Origin of the sequence: Kribbella sp. NPDC058245 (genome assembly GCF_042882005.1) — a bacterium.
GTDB lineage: Bacteria > Actinomycetota > Actinomycetes > Propionibacteriales > Kribbellaceae > Kribbella.
This window is the reverse complement of record NZ_JBHVWY010000004.1, coordinates 96,301-112,292: the sequence shown is the minus strand read 5'-3', so window position 1 is coordinate 112,292 and position 15,992 is coordinate 96,301. Positions and strand designations below refer to the sequence as shown.

The following is a 15,992-nucleotide window of genomic DNA, read 5'->3' as shown; positions in this document are numbered from 1 at the left end:
TCGTTCGATTCAAACGCGTAGTGCCCGCCTCCCCGGCCGGGGCGACGGGCACTACCTAGTGCGATGTCAGAGAGTGGCGACGACGCTGACGGCGTCGGTCTCTTCCGCGTTCCAGACGATCTCGCCGGTGATCCGGCCCGCTGCGCGCAGGTCAGGCTCCGCGCGCTCGGCCAGTGCCAAGCGAGCCGCCGGCCCACTGACCTCGACCTTGCTGACCTCGGTCTTCATCGAGACCTGCGCCGCGGACTTCGCGCCACGAATCCCGGCCAGGACCTCGGACACCGCGTCCAGAACCTCGGCCTCCTGCGCAGCAACAGCCAGGTCAGCCTCCGCCGTCGGCCAGGCCGAGTTGTGGATCGAGCCCTCCTGCCACCACGACCAGACCTCTTCGGTCGCGAACGGCAGGTACGGCGCGAGCAGCCGCAGCTGCACCGACAGCGCGACCGCGAGAGCTGCCTTGGCCGAGGCTGCAGCAGCCTCACCCTGACCGCCGTACGCGCGCTCCTTGACCAGCTCGACGTAGTCGTCGCAGAAGGTCCAGAAGAACCGCTCCGAAACCTCAAGGGCGCCGGTGTAGTCGTAGCGCTCGAACGCAGCCGTCGCATCCGCGACAACCGTCCGCAGCCGCTGCAGCATCGCCAGGTCGACCGGCTCCGTGACCGCAGCAGCATCAACCGTGGTCGCACCGAACGACAGCACGAACTTCGACGCGTTCAGAACCTTGATCGCCAGCCGCCGGCCGACCTTCATCTGCGACTCGTCGAACGGCGAGTCCAGACCCGGACGGGCCATCGCGGCCCGCCAGCGGACGGCGTCCGAGCCGAACTTGTTCAGGATGTCGTCCGGCAGCGCCGCGTTGCCCTTGGACTTGCTGAACTTCTTCCGGTCCGGGTCGACGACGAAGCCCGAGATCATCGAGCGCTTCCACGGCAGGGTGCCGTTCTCGAACTGCGCGCGGACGATCCGGGAGAACAGCCAGGTCCGGATGATGTCGTGCGCGTGCGTGTTCAGGTCCATCGGGAACGTCCGGGCGAACAGGTCCGGGTCGCGCTCCCAGCCGGTGACGATCTGCGGCGTCAGCGACGAGGTGGCCCAGGTGTCCATCACATCCGGGTCGGCCTGGAAGCCGCCGGGCCTGCCGCGCTGCGACTCGTCGTACCCGGTCGGGGCCTGCGACGTCGGGTCGATCGGCAGGCTCTCCTCGCGCGGCATCAGCGGGTGGTCGTAGTCCGGCTCGCCGTCCTGGTCGATCGGGTACCAGACCGGGAACGGGACCCCGAAGAACCGCTGCCGGGAGATCAGCCAGTCGCCGTTCAGCCCCTCGACCCAGTTCTGGTAGCGGTGCCGCATGTGCTCCGGGACCCACTGCTCCTGCTGGCCGAGCTCGACGAACTCGGCGCGCAGGTCTTCGCTGCGGCCACCGTTGGCGATGTACCACTGCCGGGTGGAGACGATCTCGAGCGGCTTGTCGCCCTTCTCGAAGAAGTTCGCCATCCGCTCGGTCTTCTTCGGCTCGCCGTCCAGATCGCCGCTGTCCCGCAGCTTCTGGACGATCAGCTCGCGCGCACTGAACGTGGTCTTGCCGGCCAGCTCCTCGTACAACTCCGAGCCGGTCAGCCACTCCGGGGTCTCCCGCAGGATGCGCCCGTCACGACCGATGACCGTGCGGACCGGAAGCTGCAGCTCACGCCACCAGGTGATGTCCGTCTGGTCGCCGAACGTGCAGCACATGGCGATACCGGCGCCCTTGTCCATCTCGGCGGCCGGGTGCGCCAGGACCGGGATCTCGACGTCGAACAGCGGCGAGCGGACCGTCGTACCGAACAGGTCCTTGTAGCGGTCGTCGTCCGGGTGCGCGATCAGCGCGACACATGCCGGCAGCAGCTCCGGTCGCGTCGTCTCGATGTAGACCGGGCCGTCGGCACCGTGGAACGAGATCCGGTGGTAGGCACCCGGATACGGCCGCGCCTCCAGCTCGGCCTGGGCGACCGCGGTCTGGAACGTGACGTCCCACAGCGTCGGCGCCTCCGACAGATACGCCTCACCGCGGGCGAAGTTGCGCAGGAACGCGCGCTGCGACGTGCGGCGGGAGTCGTCGGAGATCGTCGTGTACAGGTAGTTCCAGTCGACGCTCAGACCGACCTGGCGCCACGTCTTCTCGAACGCCTGCTCGTCGATGTGCGTCAGCTCGCCGCACAGCTCGACGAAGTTCTGCCGGCTGATCGGGATCTGCTTCTTCGGGTCCGGCTTCTCCGGCGGCTCGAAGGAGGCGTCGTACGGCAGCGTCGGGTCGCAGCGGACACCGTAGTAGTTCTGGACCCGGCGCTCGGTGGGCAGACCGTTGTCGTCCCAGCCGATCGGGTAGAACACCTTCTTGCCGGTCATCCGCTGGAAGCGGGCGATCAGGTCGGTGTGGGTGTAGCTGAAGATGTGGCCGACGTGCAGCTTGCCCGACACGGTCGGGGGCGGGGTGTCGATCGAGTAGACGTCCGCACGCTCCGCGGTCCGGTCGAACGCGTAGGTCTGCTGTTCCTTCCATACCGCAGCCCACTTCTCCTCGAGGCCTTCGAGGGTGGGCTTGTCGGGAACACGGGACGATTCGCTCATGCTCACAATCCTAGTGGTTGTCAAGGGGTGCTCCGAACGCTTTATCCACAACCCTCCTAGACTGGGTCTCCTGATGAGTGACCTCTCCTACGCCGAGGTATCGGCACGGCTCCAGGCCCGCTGGCCGGAGCAGAAGATCGACCCCACGCTGGACCGGGTCCAGCGACTCGTCGACTTGCTCGGCGATCCGCAGAAGTCGTACCCGGTCGTGCACCTGACCGGGACCAACGGCAAGACCTCCACCGCCCGGATGATCGACTCGCTGCTGCGGGAGGCCGGCCTGCGGACCGGGCGCTTCACCAGCCCGCACCTGGAGTCGGTCCGGGAGCGGATCACGCTGAACGGCGAGCCGATCAGCGAGGAGCGCTTCGTCGAGACGTACGTCGAGATCGAGCCGTACCTCGATGTCGTCGACTCCGAGCAGGAACACCCGCTCTCGTTCTTCGAGGTCATCACCGGGATGGCGTTCGCCGCGTTCGCCGACGCCCCGGTCGACGTGGCGATCATCGAGGTCGGCCTCGGCGGTACCTGGGACTCGACCAACGTCGCCGACGGAACCGTCTCGGTGATCACCCCGGTCGCCGTCGACCACGCGCACATCCTGGGCGCGGATCCGGTCACCATCGCCCGCGACAAGTCCGGCATCATCAAGCAGGGCGGTACGGCGGTCGTGTCGCAGCAGAGCCGCGACGTCCTCGAGGTGCTGATGGGCCGGGCCGCTCAGGTCGGCGCGTCGATCCTCCGCGAGGGCCTCGAGTTCGGCGTGGTCAGCCGCTCGGTCGCCGTCGGCGGTCAGCTGATGTCGCTCAAGGGCATCGGCGGCGAGTACGACGACATCTTCCTGCCGCTCCACGGTGAGTACCAGGCGCACAACGCCGCCACCGCGGTCGCGGCCGTCGAGGCGCTCTTCGGAGCCAGCGAAGAGTCCGGAGACCGCGTCACCACCGAACTGCTCCAGGCCGGGTTCGCCGAGGTGACCAGCCCGGGCCGGATGGAGGTCGTTCGGACCAGCCCGACGATCATCGTCGACGCCGCTCACAATCCGCACGGCGCTCAGGCGACTGCGGCGACGGTGTCCGAGGCCTTCGCGTTCCAGCCCCTGATCGGCGTACTGGGTTGTATGAAGGACAAGGACGTGTACGGCGTCCTCGAGGCCTACGAGCCGATCATGGAAACCGTCATCTGCACCCGCAACAGCTTCACCGAGCGGTCGATGCCGGCCGAGGAGCTCGGTGAGCTGGCGATGGAGATCTTCGGCGAGGACCGGGTCCTGGTCCGCCCGCACCTGATCGACGCCATCGACGACGCGATCCGGCTGGCCGAGGAGGGCGCGATCGCGATGGGCAGCGGCGGCGTACTGGTCACCGGTTCGGTCGTCACCGCCGGCGAGGCCCGCACCCTGCTCGTCCGCAAGCCCAAAGAAGCCGACCCGATGCCTGGTTTTGATCCGGCGGGCTACACCCAGATCGGTGACACCGAGTGAGGTCACTGGCGTCGATCGTCCTCGGTTTCGAGGCGCTGCTGCTCGCGCTCGTCACCCCGGTGATGATCTCGGTCGCCGACGTCCGCGCGGCCGTCGCGCTCCCGGTCTGCCTCGGCCTCGCCGTACTGGCGATCCTCTCGGCCGGCCTGCTGCGCAACCGGACCGGCTACATCCTCGGCTCCATCGTCCAGGTCGGCGCCGTCGGCCTGGGCTTCGTCGTACCCGTGATGTTCCTGCTGGGCATCGCCTTCGCCGCCTTCTGGGTCGCGGCCATCGTTCTGGGCCGCCGCATCGAGGAAGCGAAAGCAGCCCAGCAGGTAGGCTCTGCCGCCCCGACTACTTCGAGAGAGAGTTGACAGATGTCGCAGCGCACCCTGGTCCTGCTGAAGCCCGACACGGTACGCCGTGGGCTGGTCGGCGAGGTCCTCGGCCGGTTCGAGGCCAAGGGGCTGTCGATCGTCGCGATGGAGTTCCGCACCATCGACGGTGAGATGGCCGACCAGCACTACGCCGAGCACGTCGAGCGCGACTTCTACCCGCCGCTGCGCGATTTCGTCACCAGCGGCCCGCTCGTCGCCCTGGTCCTCGAGGGCGACGAGGCGATCGAGGTCGTCCGCGCCCTGAACGGCGCCACCGACGGCCGCAAGGCCGCCCCCGGCACCATCCGCGGCGACTTCTCCCTGTCCAACCGCGAGAACCTCGTGCACGGCTCCGACTCCCCGGAGTCCGCCGACCGCGAGACCAAGATCTGGTTCCCCGACCTCCCGTAGTACTCGCCCCCGCCCATTTGAACGGATATCCGTTCAGATTGCTCCTTCTCCCCTGAAATTTGGGCTGCTCTGTCCCATTCGTGGGTGGTGCGGCGTACCGGTCTCTGCCCCGTGTGGTGGGTCAGTTGACCGGCGTGCCGGCTGGGCGCTGTTCCCCGGTTGGCAGTAGGTGAAGTTGCTGGGGGTGTGGACAGGAAATGGGGGCTGTGGACAAGGCATAGCTTGTTCAAGGCCCCCGCGGGGTGTGCGCAGCCCCTGGTTGTATCCCGGCGCCCTCCGGGTAGCGGACCTGTGTCACCGTCTAACCTCTCGTGCGGCGACTCGTGCGGGTGATGCTGAGCGTGAACTGTCCGAGCCGGGCAGAGTTAGACGGTGGTGGCGGTCCACCCCGCCACCCCACCTCACGCCGTCCCCGCCGCATCCCTCTGCCCCGGTGAGCACGGTGGGTTCAGCCGCCGCGCAGAGTTGGACGGTGCCGGCGGTCCGCCCCTGCCACCCCACGCCTCCCCGCCGCATCCCTCTGCCCTCTGCTCTCTGCCCCCTGGCGAGCACGGTGGGTTCAGTCGCCGTGCAGAGACAGCCGTCCGACGTCGAGTGGAAGGAGATTGCCGCCAGCAATCGATGTCCGGCAGCACAGCGCTTCCAGTCGACGACATCCTCGCCACACTCTCGCCGTTCACATCGCCCGAGACCCTGCGATCGGACGGCAACGCGCCGGTCTGACAACGCGCGAACCACCCACACCTACGTCACAAGAGCCCAAATTTTGAGGGGAGAACCAGCACATTCCGGGGTTATCCGTTCATCTTGCCCTGAGGTGGTCGGGCTGGTGACGACGTTGTGCACAAGCAGTAGCGGTGCCGGAATCGCGTTCCGTGACGACCGCCTGATGTCGATGAGCTGCTTCGACCCGGTGGCGATCGGGGAGTGAGGGAACAGATACGATGCGTGCTGGACGGACGGGTCGTGTCGGTCCCCGGATGGCGCTGGGTCCGCGCTTAGCCTGAGAATCCCGGACCCGAGCAGGTGGAGGGCCCCCGAGATGGCGAACAGCATGCTCGGCCGCGACATGGCGGTCGACCTCGGAACGGCCAACACCCTCGTCTACGTGCGAGGGCGTGGAGTCGTCCTGAACGAACCGTCCGTGGTCGCGACCCGGACGGACGAACCGCGGGAGGCGGTCGCGTTCGGTCACGAGGCGAAGAAGATGATCGGCCGGACGCCCGGCAACATCACCGCGATCCGGCCGCTGAAGGACGGCGTGATCGCCGACTTCGACGCCGCCGAGCAGATGCTGCGCTACTTCATCCAGCGGGTGCACCGGCGCCGGTACTTCGCGAAACCGCGGATCGTGGTCTGTGTCCCGTCCGGTATCACCGCGGTCGAGCAGCGCGCGGTCCGTGACGCCGGGTACATGGCCGGCGCGCGCAAGGTCTACATCATCGAGGAGCCGATGGCGGCTGCCCTCGGTTCGAATCTCGAGGTCCGCGACGCGACCGGCAACATGGTCGTCGACATCGGCGGCGGGACGACGGAGGTCGCGGTCATCTCGTTCGGCGGCATCGTCACCAGCCAGTCGATCCGGGTCGCCGGGGACGCCATCGACAAGGCGGTCGTGAACTACTGCAAGAAGGAGTACTCGCTGCTGCTCGGCGAGGCGACCTCGGAGCAGATCAAGATGACGATCGGGTCGGCGTTCCCGACCACCGACGGGCCGGACAGCGAGATCCGCGGCCGCGACATGATCTCCGGTCTGCCGCGCACCGTGAAGGTCTCCTCCGCGAACATCCGCCAAGCGATCGAGGAGCCGATCACCGCGATCGTCGACGCGGTCAAGGCGACGCTGGACAAGACCCCGCCGGAGCTGGCCGGTGACATCGTCGACCGCGGCATCGTGCTGACCGGCGGTGGCGCGCTGCTGAAGGGGATGGACGAGCGGCTGCGGCACGAGACCGGGATCCCGATCCATGTCGCCGACAACCCGCTGGACGCCGTCGTCCTGGGCGCCGGCAAGTGTGTCGACAACATCGAGACGCTGAACCGGATTCTCGTCACCGACAACCGGCGCTGACCATGCTCAAAGACCTCGGCACCCCCGCGCGAGGCCTGGTCCGGGCGGCCGGGGTACCGCGGGAGATCCGGCGCCGCCGGACCATTCTGGTCCTGATCATCCTGGCGTGTTTCACGCTGATCGTGCTCGACGCCCGCCGCTCGGCCGGTTCACCGGTGGAGCCGCTGCGGGCCGGCGCCGCGGCCGTCTTCGGCCCGCTGGAGTCGACGGCGAGCTCCGCCCGGCAGCCTGTGGACAACCTCCGGGACCGCTTCGCGGAAACGGATAGGTTGAAAGCAGAGAACGAAAAACTCCAAGCAGACAACGACAAACTCCGCCAGGAACTCAACACCACCGACTACTCCCGCAACCGGGCCGGCGAGCTGGACAGCCTGCTCCGGCTCGCCCCGAAGTTCACCATGACGCCGGCCCGGGTGATCGGGATCGGCAGCCTGCAGAGCTTCAACCACACCGTCACGATCGATGCCGGTACGGCGGATGGCGTCCGCGCCGACATGACCGTGGTCAACGGCAGTGGCCTGGTCGGCCGCGTGGTGCGGACCACGCAGTCGACCGCGACCGTCCTGTTGATCGGCGACCGTAACTCGACGGTCGGTGGCCGGTTGAACTCGACGTTGGCGCTCGGGTTCGTGTCCGGTCGCGGTGAGCTCGCCGGGACGCTGGACTACAAACTCGTCGACCTGAAGGCCAAGCCCCGGGTCGGCGACCGGATCGTCACCTGGGGCTCGACCGGCAACGCGCCGTACGTGCCCGGTGTGCCGATCGGCGTCGTCACTTCGGTGTCGGCGACAGCGGGTGGACTCGGGACAACAGCAACGATCAAGCCGTACGTCGATCCCACCCAGATCGACACCGTGGGTGTGGTGACCGGTCCGCCGGCCCGCCCGCCCCGACCCCAACTGAAACCGACGACGACAGCAGGGAAGGGGAGTTGACGACGTGATAGCACTACGAATCGGGTTGGCCGCCCTCTTGCTGATGCTGGCGGTCACCATCCAGACGTCCGTGCTGACCAACATCGCGGTCGCCGGTGTCACCTGTGACCTGGTGCTGATCGTGGTGCTCGCGCTGGCGTTGTCACGCGGCCCGGAGTGGGGTGCGATCACCGGGTTCGTGGGCGGTCTGTTGCTTGACGTCGTGCCGCCCGCTGATCACACCGCGGGTCGCTGGGCGCTCGCGCTGGCGATCGCGGGCTACGTGGCCGGTCTGATCCGGCGGGAGACCTCGGCCGGTCCGGTGGGACCGCTGGGCGTCGCGCTGACGGTCGTCTTCGGTTCCGGACTATCGCTGCTGATCTACTCGGCCACCGGCGCGCTGCTGCACGACCCGTCGGTCGACTGGGGTCAGTTCGGCGTCCGCATCGGGATCGCCGCCGGGTACGACGTGGTCGGGGCGATCGTCGTCATCCCACTCGTGATGTGGGTGATGTCCCGCTTCACCGCAGCCCGTGAGCGCAGGCGGGTGACGCCATGAGCTTCGACTTCTTCGAGACGCCGTTGAAGGCCCGGTTGCGGTTGTTCGTGATCGGAGTGCTGGTCTTCTCCTTGTTCTGCACGTTGTTCGCCCGCCTCTGGTACATGCAGGTGATGTCGAGCGCCGACTACAGCCAGGCCGCCACGCAGAACCACACGCGCCAGGTGCTGGTCCCCGCACCCCGCGGCACGATTGTGGACGCGAAGGGCCGCACGCTGGTCGGCAACCGAGTGTCGCTGGTCATCACCGTCGACCGGTCGGTGCTGGCGAAGCTCTCCGACAAGGAGCAGACCCAGGTGATCGCCCGGCTGGCCAAGGTGCTCGGCCAAACGCCGAAGGAGCTGAAGGACCGCACGATGCTCTGCGGTGAGCCCGGCGCCTCCAAACCACCGCGCTGCTGGAACGGGACGCCGTACCAGCCGATCCCGGTCGCCAAGGACGTCAGCGAGCAGGTCGCGATCGAGGTGATGGAGCGCCGCGAGGACTTCCCGGGGGTTGGGGCCGACTCGCAGACCCTCCGCGCCTACCCGGCGCCGTACCACGTCAACGCCGCGCACATCCTCGGCTATCTCTCGCCGATCACCACTGAAGAGCTGGAGAAGCTCGACAAGTCCGGGCAGGACTCGGTCCCGCACCGCTCGGACCTGGTCGGCCGCGCGGGAGTCGAGCGCACGTACGACGCGATGCTGCGCGGTGCACCCGGTGTGAAGGACGTCATCGTCGACGCCGTCGGGTATACGACCGGTGTCGAGAAGCAGACCGCACCGACGCCGGGCGCGACCGTCGTGAGCTCGATCGACGCGCGGATCCAGGCGTCCGTCGAGGCGCAACTGAAGAGCGCGCTGCTGAACGCCCGCAAGCAGTACGACAAGATCACCAAGCGGAACTACGTCGCGGACTCCGGCGCCGCCGTCGTGATGGACACCAAGACCGGCCGAGTCGTCGCGATGGCCAGCTACCCCGACTACGACCCGGGCGTCTGGGTCGGCGGGATCAGCCAGCGCGAGCTTGACGCTTTGTACTCGCCGAAGTCCGGGACGCCCTTGGTGTCGCGAGCGCTGCAGGCCCAGCTCGCGCCCGGTTCGACGTTCAAGCCGATCACCACCGCCGCCGCGCTCGGCGCCGGGTACAGCACGAAAACCCGGCTTGACTGCTCGTCGTTCCTCGAGGTCGGCGACCGCCGCTTCAAGAACTACGAGTCGGCCTCCTACGGGATGATCGGCTTCGACCGTGCGCTGTCGATCTCGTGCGACACCTTCTTCTACCGGATCGCCTACGCCTTGTGGCTGCGCAACGGCGGCAACTCCGGCGACATCACCGCGCGCGATCCGCTGGTCGAGATGGCCAAGAAGTTCGGCCTCGGAACGCCGACCGGGATCGACCTGCCCGGTGAGGCGAGCGGCCGGATCGCCGACCGCAAGTGGAAGAAGGAGTACTACGACTCGCAGAAGAACTACTACTGCAAGCTCGCCGACAATCCTCCGGCCGGGACGTCGGCGTTCCTGAAGCAGTTCTCCCGCGAGTTCTGCGTCGACGGCTACCGCTACCGCGCCGGTGACGCGGTCAACTTCGCGATCGGCCAGGGCGACACCATCATCACGCCGGTGCAGCTCGCGGTCGTGTACTCCGCCCTGTCCAACGGTGGCACGCTCTACGAACCGCGGGTGGTCGAGTCCTGGAAGGGTGCCAACGGCAAGAACCACATCATCAAGCCGTCGGTGAAGGCCAAGCTGCCGGTCTCGGCGAACAACCTGAGCTTCATCGACAAGGGCCTCAAAGAGACTGCCCGCAGCGGAACGGCGGCCTGGAAGTTCAACGGCTTCCCGCTCGACAAGGTCCCGGTCCGCGCCAAGACCGGGACGGCCGAGGTCTACGGCAAGCAGACCACGTCGTGGTTCGCGTCGTACACGGATCGCTATGCCGTGGTGATGATGCTCAGCCAGTCGGGTACGGGTTCGGGTGCCGGTGGTGAGGCCGTCCGCCACATCTACGAGACGCTCTACGACATCAAGCCGCCCGCCGCCGACGACCCGAAGAAGACCCAGTAATGGCGCTGCTGAACCCGATCCGGACCCGGCCGCGCGTGGACCGGCGCTCGACCGTCTGGCAGGTGGACTGGATCCTCGTGCTCGGCGTGGTCGCGCTGTCGTCGATCGGTGCGCTGCTGATCTGGTCGGCGACCCACAACCGCCAGTCGCTGACCGAGGGCAACCCGCACTTCTTCCTGCTCCGGCACGCGATGAATTTCGCGATCGGCCTGATCCTCGCGGTCGGCGCCGCGGTCACCGACCACCGTCGCCTCCGCTTACTCACCCCAGTCCTGTACGCCGGCGCGATCGTCGGACTGATTCTCGTCCTGGTGCCCGGCGTGGGCGCGGTCATCAACGGCTCGCGGTCGTGGATCCAGCTGCCCGGGATGTCGATCCAGCCCAGTGAGTTCGCCAAGCTGGCGGTGATCGTCGGGATGGCGCTGCTGATCGCGGAGAAGGGCGAGACTGACCGGAACGAGACAGCCCGGACGATCGACGTCGCGCAGGCCGTCGCGGTCGCCGCGATCCCGGTCCTGCTGGTGATGCTGCAGCCCGACCTCGGCACGGTGATGGTGCTCGGGTCGATCGTGTTCGGGATCATCGCGGTCTCCGGCGTTCCGAAACGCTGGATGCTCGGACTGGTCACGGCGGGCGTGGTGATCGCCGCGCTGGCGATCAAGTTCCAGGTGCTGAAGGAGTACCAGCTGGCGCGGTTCGTGGCGTTCGCGAATCCGTCCGGCGACCTGCAGGGCACCGGCTACAACGTGAACCAGGCCCGGATCGCGATCGGTCACGGGGGAGTGTTCGGCGAGGGCCTGCTGCACGGCAGCCAGACCCAGAACGCGTTCGTCCCCGAGCAGCACACCGACTTCGTCTTCACCGTCGCCGGTGAGGAGCTCGGTCTGATCGGCGCCGGTGCGATCATCGTGCTGTTCGCGCTGATCCTGTTCCGTGGGCTGCGGATCGCGATCAACGCCCGCGACGCGTTCGGCCGGCTGGTGGCCACCGGAGTCGTGTGCTGGTTCGCGTTCCAGGCCTTCGAGAACATCGGGATGACGCTCGGAATCATGCCGGTCACCGGACTTCCGTTGCCGTTCGTCTCCTACGGTGGATCGTCGATGTTCGCCGGCCTGCTCGCGGTCGGCCTGCTGCAGAACATCCACCTGCGCTCACACAGTTTCTGATCCGCTACGCTGCTGCCTGCTCGGCCGCCGGTGGACACGTTGCCCGCATGGCGGTGTGACTCCGCCACCGAGGAATCTCATGACCAGGTTCGTGTCGTTCCCCCTTGCTCTCGCCGCCGCTCTCACGTTCACGCTGACCGCGTGTGGCGGCGGAGACGACAAGGGTTCCGCTCCGCAGACTCCAGCGCCGTCGACGCCGAGCGCCAAGCCCACCCTTACGGCGGTCACCGCGACCGTCGACCCAGCGACAGGACTGGTCGCGCGTACCGAGGCGGATCTGACCAAGGGGCTGCTCGAACTGACCGACCTGCCGTCCGGTTTCTCGCGTGAGGACGACGCGGAAGACGACGGCTCGAAACCGTTCACGACGCCGAGCAGCCGCTGCAAGACGTTGGTCAAATACCTGAACGCCAGCGAGGCGCCGGGCAGCCAGGCCACTGTCAGTCGCTCGTTCTCGGGCGGCCAGGAAGGCCCCTACATCGACTTCGGCTTCGATGCCCTGGGATCGGTGGCGAAGGTCGCCAGCCTGCGCGAGAAGTACGCCGACGCGGTCTCCTCCTGCCCGAAGGTCACCATGCGCGTCGAGGGTGAGGGCAGTACGACGATGGAGGTCGACGAGCTGACCGCACCGGCGTACGGGACGGCGCCGTTCGCGTTCAAGCTGACGGGTGTCAGCGGTCCCAAGCGTGGTCTCGAGTTCACCGCGCTCATCACCGGCGTCAACGACGTGATGCTGTCGATCAGTGTGCTGGCCGGCGACGAGGCCGTGCTGGATGCCGCTGCCGAGGCGGCCGCGACCAAGGCGCAGGCGGTGCTCAAACCCGCCACGTGACCGAGGTCACCGGCCCCGCTGTCACGCCGTACCGGCTCGGACTGTCGAGTAGGTATGGATCAACGCAGCGACATGATGAAGGCAATTCCGGCTGGCATAAAGGCCGTGTACGGCGTCGAGATGTATGTGCAGGGCGTGCTGGACCACACGGTGCTGCACCTGATCAAGGTGCGCGCCTCCCTGATCAACGGCTGTGGTTTCTGCATCGACATGCACACCACCGACGCCCTCAAGGAAGGCGAGACCACCCAGCGCCTGTTCGGGCTGGCGGCCTGGCGCGAGGTGTCGTTCTACGACGAGACCGAGCGGGCCGCACTCGCCCTGACCGACGCGGTCACCAAGCTCGGCGAGCACGGCGTCCCGGACGACGTGTGGGCGGACACCGTCAAGCACTTCGGTGAAGAGGGCGCGGTGAACGTCGTCCTCGCCATCGGCACCATCAACCTCTGGAACCGCCTCGCGATCAGCACCCGCGCGCAACCGCCGGTCGCCTGACCAACCCTCCGCCACAACTGGGCGACTCCCGCACCGGGAGTCGCCCAGTTGTGCGTGGCCACGCGCCGGGCACTAAACTGTTCAGGGATTCCACAGTTAAGCCTGTGCGGCCGGTCGACACCCTCCGAATGCGTAGTTCTACGGTCGACTTATACCGGTCTGTACCGGTAAGCTCTCCGGGTCGGCCGAGGAAGGGGAGACCAACGTGCGGTGTACCGAACATGCGGTCAGTCACCTGTGTCCGACCGACCCGCGCCGCGTCATCCTGCGGCCCCCGGCCAGTAGTGGTCCACGCCGCGAGCAGCCGGTGGCCGACGTACCGAAGGCCGGCGAGAGTCGTGGGCTGATCGCGGCCTGCACCTGGTAGTTGCCGGAGGCAAGGACTGCAGGAACCTGCAGTGTTGTCCAGCCGATGATCCGGGTGCCCGCCGCGAACCCGGCGCGGGATAGGCTCGTCCTGCCGCCTCGATCGACAGCCCCGCCCCGCTGCCAGCAGGCGGTTTGTGGTGTGGATCGAGTGAGGGGAAGTTGTTGTGAGGCGACGTACGCGGGCGACCAGCAAGAACATGCTGGAGGCAATCCTGCGACTGCTGGCCGATGTCGATGTCCGGGTCAGAAAAGTGCAATGAGCTGACTCGCTGATACTGCTGATCGCACGGAACGCCGGGATCGGGAAGCCGTCCGATTCCGGCGTTGCGGGTGTCCGGGGCTAATCTGGTAGGCGCTCCACTGCCGACCGGGAAGTTCTGATGACTGTCGAATCGCTGTTCCCGCGCCTGGAGGCGCTGCTGCCGAGCGTGCAGAAGCCGATCCAGTACGTCGGAGGTGAGCTCAACTCGGTCAGCAAGGACTGGGACGCGGCCAGCGTCCGCTGGGCGCTGATGTACCCGGATGCGTACGAGGTGGGCCTGCCGAACCAGGGCGTCCAGATCCTGTACGAAGTGCTGAACGAGCGTGAGCACCTGCTCGCCGAGCGGACCTACTCGGTCTGGCCGGACATGGAAGCGGTGATGCGGGAGCACAACATCCCGCAGTTCACGCTGGACAGCCACCGGCCGGTCCGCGCGTTCGACGTCTTCGGGCTGTCGTTCTCGACCGAGCTCGGCTACACCAACATGCTGACCGCCCTCGACCTGGCCGGCATCCCGCTGTACGCCGTCGACCGGACCGACGAGGACCCGATCGTGCTCGCGGGTGGGCACGCGGCGTTCAACCCGGAGCCGATCGCGGACTTCATCGACGCGGCGGTGCTCGGTGACGGTGAGGAGATCGTGCTCAAGATCTCCGACGTCATCCAGGAGTGGAAGGAAGAGGGCAGCCCGGGCGGCCGCGATGAGGTGCTGATGCGGCTGGCGAAGTCCGGCGGCGTCTACATCCCGAAGTTCTTCACCGTCGAGTACCTGGCCGACGGCCGGATCCAGCGCGTCGTCCCGAACCGTCCCGGCGTCCCGTTCCGGACGGCGAAGCACACGGTGATGGACCTGGACGCGTGGCCGTACCCGAAGAAGCCGCTGGTGCCGCTGGCCGAGACCGTGCACGAGCGGTTCTCGGTGGAGATCTTCCGTGGGTGCACCCGCGGCTGCCGGTTCTGCCAGGCCGGGATGATCACCCGCCCGGTGCGGGAGCGCAGCATCACCACGATCGGCGACATGGTCGAGAACGGTCTGAAGAAGACCGGGTTCGAGGAGGTCGGCCTGCTCAGCCTGTCCTCGGCAGACCACACCGAGATCGCGGAGGTCGCCAAGGGCCTCGGCGACCGGTACGAGGGCAGCAACGTCTCGCTGTCGCTGCCGTCGACCCGGGTCGACGCGTTCAACATCACGCTGGCCAACGAGTTCTCCCGCAACGGCCGGCGCAGCGGTCTGACCTTCGCGCCCGAGGGCGGGTCGGACCGGATGCGCAAGGTGATCAACAAGATGGTCACCGAGGAAGACCTGATCCGGACGGTCGCGGCGGCCTACAGCCACGGCTGGCGGCAGGTGAAGCTGTACTTCATGTGCGGCCTGCCGACCGAGACCGACGAGGACGTGCTGGCGATCGCGGACCTGGCGAAGAAGGTGATCGCCACCGGTCGCGAGGCCTCCGGCCGCAACGACATCCGCTGCACGGTGTCGATCGGTGGGTTCGTCCCGAAGCCGCACACGCCGTTCCAGTGGGCGGCACAGTTGGGTGTCGAGGAGACGGACGCGCGGCTGGCCAAGCTGAACTCCGCGATTCGCTCCGACAAGAAGTACGCCAAGGCGATCGGATTCCGGTACCACGACGGCAAGCCCGGCATCATCGAAGGTCTGCTGTCCCGCGGTGACCGCCGGGTCGGCCGGGTCATCGAGGCAGTCTGGCGTGACGGCGGCCGCTTCGACGGCTGGAGCGAGCACTTCTCCTACGACCGCTGGATCGGCTGCACCGACACGGCACTGGCCGAGGAGCCGGTCGACCTAGCCTGGTACACGACGCGCGAGCGCGAGTACGCCGAAGTCCTGCCCTGGGATCACCTGGATTCGGGCCTGGACCGCGACTGGCTGTGGGAGGACTGGCAGGACTCCCTCGAGGAGGACGGCGGCCTCGAGGTCGAGGACTGCCGCTGGACCCCGTGCTTCGACTGTGGCGTCTGCCCGCAGATGAACACCGAGATCCAGATCGGCCCCACCGGCAAGAAGCTCCTGCCCCTCTCCGTCGTCTAGACCCTCTCCACCCCGCACTCCCCACCCACTCCCCACCCACTCCCCACCCCCGGCCTGCCCGGCATTTGACCGGATATCCCCTCAATGTGCTGGTTCTCCCGTGAAATTTTGAGGGGAGAACCGTCAAACTCCACGGATATCCCCTCATGTGGCCCCGGCTGGCTGAGCGTCGGGTGGCCGTCGTACCGACGTCGGCTGAGGCGCGAGCGGGGAGCCGGGAGCGGAGAGCCGAATCAGGTCGTGTGGCCGGCTGGAGGTCGCGTTGGCTGGTCGCCGCACTCCTCCTCGCGGGCACAATGCGTCCACTCGCGCGGCGTACCGCGATCTGGGGAGGATCCACCTCCCGAATCCCTCCCGGATCCACCC

The 15,992-nt window shown here is 67.5% G+C and carries 13 protein-coding genes; 12 read left to right on the top strand and 1 reads right to left on the bottom strand.

Annotated elements, in window-relative coordinates:
* Positions 1-66 precede the first annotated feature (66 nt).
* Positions 67-2,607, bottom strand: a complete 2,541-nt coding sequence (gene valS / locus ACFVWG_RS09810; RefSeq protein WP_391542794.1) for a valine--tRNA ligase — start codon at positions 2,605-2,607, stop codon at positions 67-69.
* 73 nt (positions 2,608-2,680) lie between these two features.
* Here valS and ACFVWG_RS09805 point away from each other — a divergent pair, with 73 nt between their 5' ends.
* The 12 genes from ACFVWG_RS09805 (at position 2,681) to ACFVWG_RS09750 (ending at position 15,626) form a co-directional block, all read left to right on the top strand.
* Entirely contained in the window at positions 2,681-4,090 is a 1,410-nt protein-coding gene (locus ACFVWG_RS09805; protein WP_391542793.1) for a bifunctional folylpolyglutamate synthase/dihydrofolate synthase, read from the top strand.
* Positions 4,087-4,446, top strand: a complete 360-nt coding sequence (locus tag ACFVWG_RS09800) for a DUF4233 domain-containing protein (protein ID WP_391542792.1) — start codon at positions 4,087-4,089, stop codon at positions 4,444-4,446. The genes ACFVWG_RS09805 and ACFVWG_RS09800 overlap by 4 nt, the downstream gene beginning before the upstream one ends.
* Positions 4,447-4,449: 3 nt before the next feature.
* Positions 4,450-4,860, top strand: coding sequence for a nucleoside-diphosphate kinase (gene ndk, locus ACFVWG_RS09795; RefSeq protein ID WP_391542791.1), 411 nt, complete (start codon positions 4,450-4,452; stop codon positions 4,858-4,860).
* A 1,042-nt stretch (positions 4,861-5,902) separates the two neighbouring features.
* Complete coding sequence (locus ACFVWG_RS09790) at positions 5,903-6,931, top strand: rod shape-determining protein (RefSeq protein ID WP_132413477.1); 1,029 nt, start codon at positions 5,903-5,905, stop codon at positions 6,929-6,931.
* Positions 6,932-6,933: 2 nt separating this feature from the next.
* A complete protein-coding gene (gene mreC, locus ACFVWG_RS09785; protein WP_391542790.1) occupies positions 6,934-7,866 on the top strand; it encodes a rod shape-determining protein MreC in 933 nt (310 codons plus the stop codon).
* Positions 7,867-7,870: 4 nt separating this feature from the next.
* Positions 7,871-8,404, top strand: a complete 534-nt coding sequence (gene mreD, locus ACFVWG_RS09780; protein WP_391542789.1) for a rod shape-determining protein MreD — start codon at positions 7,871-7,873, stop codon at positions 8,402-8,404.
* Positions 8,401-10,452: a penicillin-binding protein 2 gene (mrdA, locus tag ACFVWG_RS09775; RefSeq protein WP_391542788.1), complete on the top strand. Its 2,052-nt coding sequence runs from the start codon at positions 8,401-8,403 to the stop codon at positions 10,450-10,452. The genes mreD and mrdA overlap by 4 nt, the downstream gene beginning before the upstream one ends.
* Positions 10,452-11,618, top strand: a complete 1,167-nt coding sequence (rodA, locus tag ACFVWG_RS09770; protein WP_391542786.1) for a rod shape-determining protein RodA — start codon at positions 10,452-10,454, stop codon at positions 11,616-11,618. The genes mrdA and rodA overlap by 1 nt, the downstream gene beginning before the upstream one ends.
* Before the next feature lie 79 nt (positions 11,619-11,697).
* On the top strand, positions 11,698-12,450 hold the full coding sequence (locus tag ACFVWG_RS09765) for a hypothetical protein (RefSeq protein WP_391542785.1): 753 nt from the start codon (positions 11,698-11,700) through the stop codon (positions 12,448-12,450).
* Positions 12,451-12,504: 54 nt separating this feature from the next.
* Positions 12,505-12,945 carry a carboxymuconolactone decarboxylase family protein gene (locus ACFVWG_RS09760; RefSeq protein ID WP_391542784.1) on the top strand — a complete coding sequence of 147 codons (441 nt, stop codon included), beginning with the start codon at positions 12,505-12,507 and terminating at the stop codon, positions 12,943-12,945.
* A 205-nt stretch (positions 12,946-13,150) separates the two neighbouring features.
* The gene (locus tag ACFVWG_RS09755) at positions 13,151-13,312 is read left to right on the top strand and encodes a hypothetical protein (protein ID WP_391542783.1); all 162 of its coding nucleotides are present in this window, start codon (positions 13,151-13,153) and stop codon (positions 13,310-13,312) included.
* 382 nt (positions 13,313-13,694) lie between these two features.
* The gene (locus ACFVWG_RS09750) at positions 13,695-15,626 is read left to right on the top strand and encodes a TIGR03960 family B12-binding radical SAM protein (RefSeq protein ID WP_391542782.1); all 1,932 of its coding nucleotides are present in this window, start codon (positions 13,695-13,697) and stop codon (positions 15,624-15,626) included.
* The last annotated feature ends 366 nt before the right edge of the window (positions 15,627-15,992 follow it).

Coding starts and splice junctions, on each gene's coding strand:
- mrdA (WP_391542788.1), top strand. CDS start 8,401: ATGAGCTTCGACTTCTTCGAGACGCCGTTGAAGGCCCGGTTGCGGTTG.
- ACFVWG_RS09760 (WP_391542784.1), top strand. CDS start 12,505: ATGGATCAACGCAGCGACATGATGAAGGCAATTCCGGCTGGCATAAAG.
- ACFVWG_RS09790 (WP_132413477.1), top strand. CDS start 5,903: ATGGCGAACAGCATGCTCGGCCGCGACATGGCGGTCGACCTCGGAACG.
- ndk (WP_391542791.1), top strand. CDS start 4,450: ATGTCGCAGCGCACCCTGGTCCTGCTGAAGCCCGACACGGTACGCCGT.
- rodA (WP_391542786.1), top strand. CDS start 10,452: ATGGCGCTGCTGAACCCGATCCGGACCCGGCCGCGCGTGGACCGGCGC.
- ACFVWG_RS09805 (WP_391542793.1), top strand. CDS start 2,681: ATGAGTGACCTCTCCTACGCCGAGGTATCGGCACGGCTCCAGGCCCGC.
- mreC (WP_391542790.1), top strand. CDS start 6,934: ATGCTCAAAGACCTCGGCACCCCCGCGCGAGGCCTGGTCCGGGCGGCC.
- valS (WP_391542794.1), bottom strand. CDS start 2,607: ATGAGCGAATCGTCCCGTGTTCCCGACAAGCCCACCCTCGAAGGCCTC.
- ACFVWG_RS09750 (WP_391542782.1), top strand. CDS start 13,695: ATGACTGTCGAATCGCTGTTCCCGCGCCTGGAGGCGCTGCTGCCGAGC.
- ACFVWG_RS09765 (WP_391542785.1), top strand. CDS start 11,698: ATGACCAGGTTCGTGTCGTTCCCCCTTGCTCTCGCCGCCGCTCTCACG.